Source organism: Rhizobium sp. WYJ-E13 (assembly GCF_018987265.1).
Lineage (GTDB): Bacteria > Pseudomonadota > Alphaproteobacteria > Rhizobiales > Rhizobiaceae > Rhizobium.
Genome location: NZ_CP076853.1, coordinates 2179580 through 2191005 on the forward strand (window position 1 = coordinate 2179580; position 11426 = coordinate 2191005).

Annotated in this window: 20 protein-coding genes; 12 read left to right on the forward strand and 8 right to left on the reverse strand. The window is 61.4% G+C overall.

Going from position 1 to position 11426, the window contains the following annotated elements:
• The first annotated feature begins 18 nt into the window (after positions 1–18).
• Positions 19–291, forward strand: coding sequence for a hypothetical protein (locus KQ933_RS11015; RefSeq protein WP_216754922.1), 273 nt, complete (start codon positions 19–21; stop codon positions 289–291).
• Here the strand turns inward: KQ933_RS11015 and KQ933_RS11020 are convergent.
• Positions 288–1217, reverse strand: a complete 930-nt coding sequence (locus KQ933_RS11020) for a LysR family transcriptional regulator (RefSeq protein WP_216754923.1) — start codon at positions 1215–1217, stop codon at positions 288–290. The two genes, KQ933_RS11015 and KQ933_RS11020, sit on opposite strands and share 4 nt — an antisense overlap.
• A 122-nt stretch (positions 1218–1339) precedes the next feature.
• Here KQ933_RS11020 and KQ933_RS11025 point away from each other — a divergent pair, with 122 nt between their 5' ends.
• Positions 1340–1939, forward strand: a complete 600-nt coding sequence (locus tag KQ933_RS11025) for an NAD(P)-binding domain-containing protein (protein WP_253958222.1) — start codon at positions 1340–1342, stop codon at positions 1937–1939.
• 11 nt (positions 1940–1950) lie between these two features.
• A complete protein-coding gene (locus KQ933_RS11030; protein WP_216754925.1) occupies positions 1951–2334 on the forward strand; it encodes a limonene-1,2-epoxide hydrolase family protein in 384 nt (127 codons plus the stop codon).
• Between the two features lie 37 nt (positions 2335–2371).
• Here KQ933_RS11030 and KQ933_RS11035 read toward each other — a convergent pair whose 3' ends face one another.
• Complete coding sequence (locus tag KQ933_RS11035; protein ID WP_216754926.1) at positions 2372–2995, reverse strand: LysE family translocator; 624 nt, start codon at positions 2993–2995, stop codon at positions 2372–2374.
• A 222-nt stretch (positions 2996–3217) separates the two neighbouring features.
• On the opposite strand from KQ933_RS11035, the gene KQ933_RS11040 reads away from it, so the two are divergent.
• The 6 genes from KQ933_RS11040 to KQ933_RS11065 all read left to right on the forward strand — a co-directional run bounded on the left by KQ933_RS11040 (position 3218) and on the right by KQ933_RS11065 (position 6192).
• The gene (locus KQ933_RS11040; RefSeq protein WP_216754927.1) at positions 3218–3547 is read left to right on the forward strand and encodes a hypothetical protein; all 330 of its coding nucleotides are present in this window, start codon (positions 3218–3220) and stop codon (positions 3545–3547) included.
• Positions 3548–3618: 71 nt separating this feature from the next.
• Positions 3619–3759 (forward strand): hypothetical protein, encoded by a 141-nt coding sequence (locus KQ933_RS11045; RefSeq protein WP_216754928.1) that lies wholly within the window; start codon positions 3619–3621, stop codon positions 3757–3759.
• 66 nt (positions 3760–3825) lie between these two features.
• Entirely contained in the window at positions 3826–4008 is a 183-nt protein-coding gene (locus KQ933_RS11050; RefSeq protein ID WP_216754929.1) for a hypothetical protein, read from the forward strand.
• A 106-nt stretch (positions 4009–4114) separates the two neighbouring features.
• A complete protein-coding gene (locus tag KQ933_RS11055; RefSeq protein ID WP_183736155.1) occupies positions 4115–4360 on the forward strand; it encodes a hypothetical protein in 246 nt (81 codons plus the stop codon).
• A gap of 55 nt (positions 4361–4415) precedes the next feature.
• Positions 4416–5315 (forward strand): transglutaminase family protein, encoded by a 900-nt coding sequence (locus KQ933_RS11060; protein WP_216754930.1) that lies wholly within the window; start codon positions 4416–4418, stop codon positions 5313–5315.
• Between the two features lie 67 nt (positions 5316–5382).
• Complete coding sequence (locus KQ933_RS11065; RefSeq protein WP_216754931.1) at positions 5383–6192, forward strand: transglutaminase family protein; 810 nt, start codon at positions 5383–5385, stop codon at positions 6190–6192.
• Between the two features lie 22 nt (positions 6193–6214).
• On the opposite strand, the gene KQ933_RS11070 is transcribed toward KQ933_RS11065, so the two are convergent.
• From KQ933_RS11070 to KQ933_RS11085, 5 genes are all read right to left on the reverse strand, one after another.
• Positions 6215–6550, reverse strand: coding sequence for a type II toxin-antitoxin system YafQ family toxin (locus KQ933_RS11070; protein ID WP_216754932.1), 336 nt, complete (start codon positions 6548–6550; stop codon positions 6215–6217).
• Positions 6540–6821 (reverse strand): type II toxin-antitoxin system RelB/DinJ family antitoxin, encoded by a 282-nt coding sequence (locus tag KQ933_RS11075; protein ID WP_216754933.1) that lies wholly within the window; start codon positions 6819–6821, stop codon positions 6540–6542. Before KQ933_RS11075 ends, KQ933_RS11070 begins: the two co-directional genes overlap by 11 nt.
• 83 nt (positions 6822–6904) lie before the next feature.
• Positions 6905–7099, reverse strand: a complete 195-nt coding sequence (locus KQ933_RS33420) for a type II toxin-antitoxin system HicA family toxin (RefSeq protein ID WP_253958223.1) — start codon at positions 7097–7099, stop codon at positions 6905–6907.
• Positions 7100–7103: 4 nt separating this feature from the next.
• Positions 7104–7346, reverse strand: coding sequence for a DUF1902 domain-containing protein (locus KQ933_RS11080; RefSeq protein ID WP_216754934.1), 243 nt, complete (start codon positions 7344–7346; stop codon positions 7104–7106).
• A gap of 299 nt (positions 7347–7645) precedes the next feature.
• Entirely contained in the window at positions 7646–8278 is a 633-nt protein-coding gene (locus tag KQ933_RS11085) for a CatB-related O-acetyltransferase (RefSeq protein WP_216754935.1), read from the reverse strand.
• Positions 8279–8662: 384 nt separating this feature from the next.
• On the opposite strand from KQ933_RS11085, the gene KQ933_RS11090 reads away from it, so the two are divergent.
• The gene (locus tag KQ933_RS11090; RefSeq protein WP_216754936.1) at positions 8663–9196 is read left to right on the forward strand and encodes a DUF1269 domain-containing protein; all 534 of its coding nucleotides are present in this window, start codon (positions 8663–8665) and stop codon (positions 9194–9196) included.
• A 276-nt stretch (positions 9197–9472) separates the two neighbouring features.
• On the opposite strand, the gene KQ933_RS11095 is transcribed toward KQ933_RS11090, so the two are convergent.
• Positions 9473–10111 (reverse strand): helix-turn-helix transcriptional regulator, encoded by a 639-nt coding sequence (locus tag KQ933_RS11095; protein ID WP_216754937.1) that lies wholly within the window; start codon positions 10109–10111, stop codon positions 9473–9475.
• A gap of 475 nt (positions 10112–10586) precedes the next feature.
• Here KQ933_RS11095 and KQ933_RS11100 point away from each other — a divergent pair, with 475 nt between their 5' ends.
• Together KQ933_RS11100 and KQ933_RS11105 are read left to right on the forward strand one after the other, a co-directional pair.
• Complete coding sequence (locus KQ933_RS11100; RefSeq protein ID WP_183803919.1) at positions 10587–10799, forward strand: hypothetical protein; 213 nt, start codon at positions 10587–10589, stop codon at positions 10797–10799.
• A gap of 124 nt (positions 10800–10923) precedes the next feature.
• The gene (locus tag KQ933_RS11105) at positions 10924–11325 is read left to right on the forward strand and encodes a helix-turn-helix domain-containing protein (protein WP_216754938.1); all 402 of its coding nucleotides are present in this window, start codon (positions 10924–10926) and stop codon (positions 11323–11325) included.
• Positions 11326–11426 lie beyond the last annotated feature (101 nt).

Here is an 11426-nt window from a genome sequence, read left to right on the forward strand (position 1 = left end):
CGCCTCATAGAGACAGGCATGAACCCCGCAGACGACTTCACCGGTGCCCTCGCCCTTATCCCCGAGGGCTACAGCGAAGGCAGTTTCGAGGCCGGCCGCTGGGGCGCCACGGTCAAGCGATCCCCCGACGGCAAGCGCATCTGGCTCTATGCCGAAGATCTCTCCGGCACCGATATCGTCAGCTTCAACCTCTATCTCCTGGAGGCAAGCGGCAGCACGCTGAAACCCTGCGAAATGTCGTCCGCGAAAGTCATCGCCTTCGTGCTCGGTTACCGCCCCGACCCGCATTAGCCGATACTGCCGGCAAAACGCTCAGGCCACCGCTGACGCTGAAAAGCCTCGATGACGAAATCGATGAATACCCGCGTCTTCAAGGGCAGCAGCCTTTTGTTGGCGTAGTAGATCGAGATCGGCCCGATATCGACATACCAGGAGGGCACGAGCCGGATCAGCTCGCCGCTGTCGAGATAGGCAAGCGCATCCGGCTTCGAGATCAGCGTAACGCCGAGCCCGAGAAGGGCGGCACCGCGCATGGCGGCGGGATCGTTGACGACGATCTTTGGCGCGAGATCGACCAGCTGTTCCACTCCCGCTGCGTTACGCATCTGCCGTTGCGGAATGCGCCCGGTATTGATCGATTTCATGACGATGCCGTCCATCCCCGCAAGCCCGGCCGGATCGATCGGCGGCACACGGCCCTGCATATAGGCTGGTGATGCCACCGCCACGAGATGGGCTGGCGCAAGAGGCCGCGCCACTAGGCCCGAGGCGAGCTCGAAGCCTCCGCCGATTGCCGCATCGTAACCCTCCGCGATCAGATCCACCTGCCGGTTCTCGAACATCCATTCCGGCTGCACCAGCGGATAGCGTTTCATGAAATCAGGCAGCATCGGCAGGATATAGCCCGTGCCCAAACCCGGCGGCAGGCTGACCTTCAGCACGCCTGCCGGCTCCGCATGCTCGTTGGAGATCTCGGCAATCGCCCCCTGCAGCCCCTCGAGATGATCGCGCACGGAGAGAAGAAAGCGCTCGCCTGCCTCCGTCAGCGTCAGGCTGCGCGTGCTGCGGTGAAAGAGCCGGAGTTTCAAATTGGCCTCGAGCGCCGCCACATTGCGGCTGACCGCCGCCGGTGTCAGACCGAGGCGTCTGGCCGCCGCCGAAAAGCCGCCAAGCTCGGCGCTCCGCACAAAGGATTCCAGATTTGCCAAACTCTCCATTGCCGATCACCTTCAAGGAAAACTTGAAACTGATACCACCCACTCCCCTCTAATAAAACATGAATGACATCGCGATAATGCCTTCATCGAAACGAACACGACATGCAGAAAGGAAACTTGCCATGTCCATCGGTATCATCGGCGCCGGCAATATCGGCGCAGCCTTCGCCCGCGCTCTCGCCCGCAACGGTATCGCCGCCACCATAGCCAACAGCCGCGGCCCTGAAACGCTCGCCGAACTCACCGCCGAGCTCGCCCCCCATATCACCGCGGGCACCATCGAGGAGGCGGCAAAGGCCGATATCGTCCTCATCGCCGTGCCCTGGTCGAAACTGCCGGCAGCACTGTCCGGCCTGCCGGACTGGGCCGGCCGCATCGTCATCGACGCCAATAACCCGATCGAAGGCCCCCTCTTCAAGCCGGCCGAGCTCGGCGGCCGCCTGTCGAGCGAAATCGTCGCCGGCCTGGTGCCCGGCGCCCGCCTCGTCAAAGCCTTCAATCACCTCTTCGCCAATCTCGTCTCCGCCGACCCCAGGGCCGAAGGCGGCAACCGAGTGCTGTTCTATTCCGGAGACGATGCGCAGGCGAAAGCTGAAGTTGCTGACATCATCACGCGCCTCGGCTTTGCCGGCGTCGACCTCGGCCCGCTCAAAATCGGCGCCAGCCTGACGCAATTCCCCGGCGGCCCGCTGCCGGCCCTCAACCTCGTCAAGTTCGGCTGAGAGAGGTTGATATGTCACCGCTCGAAACCGCAAGGATCTTCTTCGCCCATTGGAGCGCCAGCCGCATCGAGGAGGCGCTCGCCATGCTTGCCGAAGAGGTGCTCTACGACAACGTGCCCCTGCCCGACATCGTGGGCCGCGAAAACGTCCGTAAATTCCACGCCGATTTCGGCACCGGCTCCGCCTTCAAGGTGGACTGGCAGGTCACGGCAATCGCCGCCTCCGGCAACGTGGTGCTGAACGAGCGCATTGATATCTTCACCCATGAAAGCGGCAGCCAGATCACCCTGCCGGTCATGGGCACGCTGACGGTGGAAAACGGCAGGATCACCGTTTGGCGCGACTATTTCGATCTGGGGAGTTTTGAACGGCAGCTGGCCGCGATAAAGCGGTAGCAACTCAAAGCCCGGTCGCATCAGCGGCCGGTGCCGCTCACTGCTGCTGAAACGCCAGCCGAACGCCGAGCGCCATGTAGATCGAGCCGATGACCTTGCCCTGCCAGCGGCCAATCGTCCGGTTCCTGTTGAGCCAGCCGCGCACCGAACCGGCGCCGATCGCGAGCGCCGATGTCACGCAGATGCTGAGCGTCACGAAGATGATGCCGAGCAGCGCGAATTGCCCGATCACCGAACCGCTTTCGGGATGGATGAATTGCGGCAGGAAGGCGAGGAAGAACAGCGCCGTCTTCGGGTTCAGGATTTCCGTGAAGACTCCCTGCCGGAAAGCCTTGCCGGGGCTGATCTCCGGGGCGGCCGCCAAGTCGAGATTGCCGGATTTTTCGATGAAGGACCGGTATCCAAGATAGATGAGGTAGGCCACACCGATATATTTGACCACTTCGAAGGCGAGCGCCGAGGTCGCAAGCAGGGCCGAAAGGCCAAAGGTCGCCATGGTGGAATGGATGAGATCGCCGACCCCAATGCCAAGCCCCGTTGCAATGCCGGCCCGCCTGCCGCCGCTGACCGATCGGGCGAGAACCAGCAGTGTTGCTGGCCCGGGAATTACCATCAGCCCGAGCACGACAAGAACGTAGGTCGTCAAAACAGCGATGCTCATCTTCGATTTCCGTTGCTTGAAATGTCCGCCTTCAAATTAACGGCTTCTGGCGTCTGCGCAATATTCGAAAAGTTTATGCCGCGACAGCTGCCCGGATCCCCATCCCGCGAAAAACGCCTTGCGCGGCGCAGCGAATAAGCGCAGGATTCCAATTGCTGGCAGCCACTTCAAGGGCGCTGCCGGTTCGGGCGTTAGCCCTGGCCCCAACGAAAGGAGGACGCGATGTCTTCCGATTTTTATCCGCCAAGCCTGTCGCGCAATCTCATCCGGACCGGCGCATTCGGTTACCGTGAGAATGTGGCGCTCGGCATTCTCGATCGTGCCGAAGCCGCTGGGCGGCAGGGCGATCGTTTTGAAGCCGCAGAAAGTTTCGTGGCTTTTCCCAATTTCAGCCATGGGCCGGAGACCGGCCGGAGAACAAGCACGCTGCGCATCCATTCCCTGGGGCATTCCCCAGAACAATCCCAAGCGCAACCCCAAGGCCAATCGCGCCTTTCCACTTTGGCAGCCTCTCTGGACGAGCATTCCGGCATCGGACGGCAGCCCCTTTGATGCCGCGCCGGCCAGCCGTCGGCGGGCCGCAATACCTGATCTGTCCCGCATCGTCACACCAGGAGGAAACCATGGCGAAAGGCCAAGTGCGCAGCAACAAAGAAACCCGCAAGCCGAAGAAAGACCGCTCTGCCGCATCCTCGGCAACGCCTGCGCCCGGCACGCAGGTCAAGATGGCAGGCAGCAATACGGGCAGCGACAAGAAGAAATAACGCCCGAGCCCAATCCGGCGCGGCGGCCTTCCGGCCGTCCCGCCCATCATCCAAGAGGACAGCAATATGACCACCAAAAAGCGCGCAGCCGAAAATCTCTTCCGCGCGCCACAGCCCGAAAAAGACTCCGATGCCGAAAAGCTTCAGGATGTTCGCAAGCGGCTGCGCTTGAGACAGCGCGAAATCAGGCAGGACGAACGCAGCGAGCGCCAGAAAACGAGAGTGACATTACCCGCCGTTTCATCCTGAAACCGCCGGCCCCGGAAAACCTGGAAGAACTGGAAAATCCGGAAGAGCCGCAATACTCCGACACCCGAATGGCTCGGCCATATCAGGAACGAGCAAGGACCATCACGTGGCAGAATTCAATTATACGATCGAAGCCGGGCTCTACACCGGCAAGACATTGCGCAGCTCCCGCGGCCCCCGCTACAGGCGCTTCGAAACCGCCGCGGAAGCACTGCGTTTTGCCATGGAAGAGATGCCCGGCTCGCAATTGCGCGGCTGCGTGCTGGAGGTGAACGAAGCCCGCTTCGACGAAAGGCAGATCCGCGTGCTCTACGATGCACCTGCCTATCCGCTCTCGCGCAGAGAGAAGTGACGGACGCCTCCTCCGCGGTCATTTGAGTGCTGCGTCATGAAAACACGGAGGCAGGATGACGATTTTCTCCGTCCGCCACATCACATCCTACCATTACAAACGGCCGGTGCATTTCGGCCAGCACCGGCTGATGTTCCGCCCCCGCGACAGTTTCGACCAGACGCTTTTGAACTGCAGCCTCGATGTCTTTCCCAAGCCGGAATCCGTCCGCTGGATTCACGATGTCTTCGGCAATTGCATCGCGCTGGTCGATATAACGGCCGCCTCCGCCGAACTGCGCTTTGAAACCGTCATCCGTCTCAACCATACTGCGCAGGTGCCGCTCGATCTGGAGATCGACCGCCAGGCGCTCAGCTTTCCCTTCACCTATGACGAGGACGAGGCGGTCGATCTCGAGCGCACCATCGACAGGCACTATCCCGATCCCGCAGACGAGGTCGGCAGATGGGCGCGGCAATTCGTGCCGCTTGTTCGGCAGCCGCGCACCGGCCATATCCTGATGACGCTCTGTTATGCGATCCATGAGAGCTTCAGCTATGTCAGGCGCTTCGAGCACGGCACGCAGGCGCCCCGCGAGACATTGCTGCTGCGCAGCGGCACCTGCCGCGATTTCGCGCTGCTGATGATGGAGGCGACCCGTTCGCTCGGCTTCGCCGCCCGCTTCGTCACCGGCTACGTCTATGTGCCCGATCGCGACGGCTCCGTCACGCTCGGCGGCGGCTCGACCCATGCCTGGTGCCAGGTCTACCTGCCGGGTGCGGGCTGGGTGGAATTCGACCCCACCAATGGCATCGTCGGAAACCGCGACCTGATCCGCGTCGGCGTCGCCCGCGACCCGCGCCAGGCCGTGCCGCTCTGCGGCAGCTATGACGGCGGAGCGCACGATTTCGACAATATGCGTGTGCAGGTCAACGTCACCATGGAACGGGATTTCGATGCCGCAAGCGGCAGGTGACGGAACACCTGGCCCGCTTGTGCATTCGCCTGCAGGACGTTCATTTGATCGAAGGGACACGACTTCCATGAAGATCCGCGCAGGCTTTCACATCGGCTATGAATGCGAACACGAAACGCCCATGCTGCTGGTCCTCGACATCCACCCGTCCCGCCGCGTCGATCTCCTGACGGAACAGGTCCTCGGTTTCGACCGGCCGATCGAGGCCTGGTCCTATGTGGACGGCTTCGGCAATGCCTGCAGCCGCATCACAGCGCCGCCGGGTCTCACCACCATTTCCACCGAATTCGAAATCTACGACAGCGGCCTGCCCGATCCCGTGCCCGAGGGCGCCATGCAGCACGATATCGATGATCTCCCTGATGATGTGCTCGTCTACCTGCTCGGCAGCCGTTACTGCGATACCGACCGCCTTGCCGACTTCGCCTGGAAGACCTTCTTCGGCATACCGCCCGGCTGGCCGCGCGTCCAGGCAATCCTCGATTTCACCCATAACCGCATCGCCTTCGATTACCAGAAGGCCGATCCGCTGCGAACCGCCTTCGGCGGCTTCACCGACCGGTCAGGCGTGTGCCGCGACTTCGCCCATCTCGCCATCACGCTCTGCCGCTGCATGAACATCCCGGCACGCTACTGCACCGGCTATCTCGGCGATATCGGCGTGCCCGTCGACCCGAACCCGATGGATTTCAGCGCCTGGTTCGAGGTCTATCTGAGCGGCCGCTGGTACACACTCGACGCCCGCCACAACACGCCCCGCATCGGCCGCATCCTGATCGCCACCGGGCGCGACGCCACCGACGTCGCCATGTCGACGGCTTTCGGCCCTGCGGTGCTCAAACGCTTCGAGGTGATCACCGAGGAGATTCCGGTGTGATGTGACGGGGGAAATGAACGCCTTATTCAAAGAGTTCGGCGTGGGTACCGGCACTAACGAACACGACCAGATTCCTCTTGTCGTCTATGGAGTAGATGAGCAGAAAGTCACCACCGATGTGACATTCTCGATGATCTTTCCAGTCACCCGTCAGCTCGTGATCTTTCAGCTCGGCCGGCAGAGGACCTTCATTGTCGACGATCAAACCGACGACCTTCTTCAGTGCGACCATGTCATAGCGGCCGGCCCCCGAAAGGCGCTCCCAATCTTTCTGAAATTGTTTGGTATGGCTTGATTGCCGCGGCAACGAAGCCCGCTTGGTGGAAGCGGGCTTCGCTCGGTTTCTGTCACTTGGCAAGCGTGTTGCCCTCAAGTGACTTGATCAGCTCTTCGGCAGTGTCGAAATGCTTGCCATGATCCGCCTTGATCGCTCTTGCTTCTTCCATCGCAGCGATCGTCCTGGCGTTCGGTCGAGTGAGTTCGACGGGAAGAGCCTTATCTCGGGCGATTCTGGTCAAAACGATGCGGATAATGTCCGAGGTGGTCAATCCAAGGCTATCGAGTACCAAGGCGGCATCATCCTTCACCGAAGAGTCGATGCGGGCACGCACATAGGCATTTGCAGCCATCTTCAGCCTCCTTGTTGAGTTCGATATTTATGTAGCCCAATTGAGCAACACCTTCAAGAAACGTTCCCTATCAGCGTCTTGCTTCAAAACGCCCTTGGGAGACCCGCCTGCTTCAGCGTCTCATTGGCAGTATGGCGGGATTTGACACCATGATCGACCGTGAAATGGCGATTTGAAATCGGACTGAACCAGATTTCATGGTCGCCCTTTCCCGGCCGAACATATTTGCAGCCGGCTTTCGACAGTAACTCTTTAAGTTCCTTGAGATAGCCGGCCATGCAGTCAGTAGGTGGGATTGGGGATACGAACGAGCTGCTCGGCCATGATATGAACAGGGATTTCCGGCAGGTCGGACGTAAATCCGTTCAGCTCGAAAAGATCCGTTATGGCAGCGATGACCTTGGGCTCAAGAGCTTCCAGAGTATCGGCCTCAACGGCCAGCCCATCGATGTCGCTGCTGCTGGCGACCCATACGGCAGCCTCTTCATCCCACTCCGCGCGCACAACGATCGATACGTGCTTCATACGATGAGTTCTCCAAATCGGACACGATTGTCCAACACGCTCGCGCGCCACCAGTGTGGCTCGCCACGGTGTCATAGTGCACATATGTAGCGGAAAGAAAGCGAATTTTTAGTAGAGCGGCCTCTGCAATCGCGATCATCGGGGCAAACCACGGCTCCCGCTCGCAACGCTTCAATGCAACTCCTGTAACCCCGCCTCATCCGCCAGGGTGAAAATGAACCTCGTCCTGCGCGGCTCGTTCCTTTCCGCGCCACCCGTCGCAGGCATCGCGCTCCTGTAAGGACCTGCCCAGCACCGGTTCAGGCCCGCTTGAGGGCCGCGAGATCGCCGTTCTCCAGAGCCGGCAGATTGGCCTCGATCTTGTCGATCGGCCAGTCCCACCAGGCAAGTTCGAGGATCTCGCTGATGACCTCGACAGGATAACGCATGCGGATGATGCTGGCCGGATTCCCTCCCACGACCGCATAGGGCGGCACATCGCGGGTGACGACCGAGGCGGCGGCGACGATGGCGCCTGCGCCGATCCTGACACCGGGCATGATGACGGCATCATGGCCGATCCAAACGTCATGCTCGACCACCGTATCCTTCACCGGCAGATCCTTGTAGCCGAAGGTCTCCGGCTTGAAGATGCGGAACGGATAGGTGGTGATGCCACCCATCGGGTGATTGGCCGAACTGGTGATGAAATAGCTGCCGCGGGCGATCTGCACGAATTTGCCGATGACAAGCCGCTCCCGGCAACCCGGCCCGAGATAGGGCGCCAGGATCTCGGCCGTCTCCTCCAGCTTTCCGTAATGCGTGAAATAGCTGTAATCGCCGATCTCCATGCGCGGATGATCGATGACGTTCTTCAGATACATCGTCGCCTTCGAAACCCGACCATCGGGATAGGTGATGGGAAAAGCTGATTTCGCGTCGAGAAGCGGCATGAAAAGACCCCTGCGCGGACGTGTGAGAGCCTGCCGCCGATATGACGGCACGGCATTCGATCGTGGTCGGATGGAAATCTATCCGCCGCCACCGCACAGTGACATGGGCCGAAGGACGGAATCCACAGCAGAGTTCCCGCACTGGGCGAAGCCCTCGGCATTTGCGCTGATATCGGCCAGTCCTGAAAATCCCCGGCCTGAAGATCTGCGGAAAACATGCCGAAATCCGCGTTGGCCGTTCGACGCCCGTCCCGTTAAGGCACGCCACGCCTTCATCGCACCCTCACAAACCAGTGGTAGCAAAAGCAAATGGCGCCCGCTCTATGGACAGCGCGCCACTGAGACCTATCTGCCGCATCTGTAAATGCAACTGGAGGGTAAGCGATGTCAGAACTTGTAGTGCTTGGTTTCGATACTGTCGATAAGGCGGATACCGTGCTCAACCGGCTCGTCCAGCTTGAGAAGGAATATCTCGTCGATCTCGAAGACGCCGTCATCGCCGTGCGCGATGCTTCCGGCAAGGTACGCCTCAAGCAGAGCGTCAATCTGACGGCGACAGGGGCGGCAAGCGGCGGGCTCTCGGGCGCGCTCTGGGGCTCGCTCGTCGGCCTGCTCTTCCTCAATCCGCTGGCCGGAATGGTCCTCGGTGGCGCCTTCGGCGCGGGCTCCGGCGCGCTCGCCGGCTCGATGACCGATTACGGCATCAACGACGATCTCATCAAGAAGCTCGCCGACACCATCCCCGTCAACAGCTCCGCCCTCTTCCTGCTGCTGCGCAAGGTGCAGGCCGAGAAAGTGCTGGCCGAATTCAAGGGCGAACACGCCACCATCCTGCGTACCTCGCTCTCGCCGGAGCAGGAAGAGCAGCTGCGCAAGGCGCTGGCGACGGGGCCGGCGGTTGTGACGCCGGCTGCCTGAGCGCTCGGCATAAAACGAAAGTGCCGGGCACCGGCCGTGCGCCCGGCACATCTGTTTTCAGATCGTAATGCCGCTCGATGCCGCGAGGCGCTGGGGGCGCAGGTTTGTCGCGCCGATGTGGATAGCTGAGCAGCCGTTCGAAACTGCGGATGACGATTTTGCTTTCGCATGGCGCTGTTGCATGTCTTCGATATGAAAGCACTCGACGCGCCGAGGCGGCGTGCCGTGGGGCACCCCCGTGCTTCCCTCTTGTTCGCACAGTTCCGACACCAGTCCCTACGGTATCAGCGCCAGCACCGGCGCTGCACTCACCAGCACCACCTCCTCGACCTTCCCCGCCGGCAAAACCACCGTCGCCTCGCCCGTCTTGCGGGCGCGGTCGAGCTTGGCGAGGATCTGTCTGCCGCCCGTCAGCCCGCAGATGGAAAGCGCGCCGGTAGCATCTGGCTCGATACTGTCGGCCGGCGCGAAGAACAGCACGGCATCGTCCCAGATCGACAACGGGCCGGAAGAGGCGCGCACCTGGGCGGCGATGATGGCGCGGTTGCGGCCGGCGGCGATTGCCGGCTGCGCCTTGTCGAGCACCGCTTGCGGCAAGAGCTGCGGCTCGGCAAGCGAGCGGACTTCACCATTCTCGCCGATCGTGGCCGAGAGCAGGACTTTCGGCCCCAGCCGCTCGCCGTACCCGGGCGTGCCGGCACGCCCTGTAATGCCGGCATGATGCATGACCTCGGTCACCGGCACCCCGAGGAAGGCCGCAATCTCAGCTGCCTCCTCCATCGTCATCCTGCGCTTGCCTGAGAAGGTGCGGGAGACGGCAGAGGCGTCCTTGCCGAGATGGCGGGCGAGCGCGCGCAGCGACTGCCCCCTGTCATCAAGCTGGTTGTGAAACCAGGCGCCATCGATCTCAGCCATCCGTGTCCCCATGCACATATGCGGCGTTGCTGATTTGTTGCAAAAAACGCAACGACACGCAAGCAACCGCACCGGGCTTTTTGCCGTCAACCTTTCACATGGTTGATGTGCTGCGGTTGCACCGTTACCCGTCTTTCGGTCGAAAAACACTCTCTCCGACGCCGAAGTGTAAAAGATAGGTATTTTTTCCTATTTGCGATTGACGTTGCGATTTCGACAACATAATCTCAACTCCAACAACAAGAGCCGCATGGCAGGAGGGAAGATCAGCATGGCAAAGGCCCCGACGCCCTGGCAGAAGGTCGCCGCCAAACTGGCGCTGAAGCCGAGCTCAAGCGCCATCGCTCCAAGATCTCGCGGGCGCTGCGGGATGAGCGCGGCCTCATCAATGGCCGCGACCAGGTCATGCTTCTTTTAGCGGCAAGGCGCCTTGGCGTTTCGCTCACCCTCTCCGACCTGATGCCGGAGGAACAGGATGCGTAGGGAGCCGCTCTCCATGCTGGCGCAATCGGAACTGATCGATGCGCTGGTCGGGCGCTGCGTCATGCACGGCGGCGAAGCGGCCGGCGAAACGCTGCTGGTGATCGACCACGATGATGTCGACGACCTCGTGCATCTCGCAAACCGGCTGCGCCGGCTCGCGCTTTTCGAAGACCGCATCCGGGCGATGGTGATGGCCCCGCCATAGGGTTCAGTCACGCCGGAAACCGAAGACCCCGGGACCGAAGACCAAAGACCGAAGACCGAAGACCCACGACATCAGGCGACCGCCGGATCGGACGGCGCGCGTCTCCCAACAAGTGAGGACCGATATGCAGACGATCACGACACGCCCGACCCCATCAGCGGCACCCGCCCCGCTCACCATCACCAAGCCCCTGCTCTGCCCCTGCTGCAAGCAGCCGGTCACCATTCCCGCCCCCGAGATCGTCATCGATCACTATGGCATCACGCCCATGGAAGGGCGCATCTTCGAGGCGGTCTGGAAGGGCAAGGGCATGCCCGTCATCACCGAGCGCATCTTCACCGCCATGTATATCGACGACCCCGATGGCGGCCCATCGCCGGACAAGATGTACCTCGCCTTCAAGGTGGCGCTCTGCCACCTGCGCCAGAAGCTCGAAGGTTCCGGCATCGGCATTGTCAATGTCGGTTATCGCCGCGGCTACCGGCTGGTGCTGGAAGGCAAGTTTCCCAATTCCTCGTCACGATGAACCGCATCCCGTTAAATCCCCACCGGATACATGAAATGACCATGGCCGCCGCCCGCACCGCGCCGGCCATGCTGCGATATAGACAACATTCCTTGCAAGAG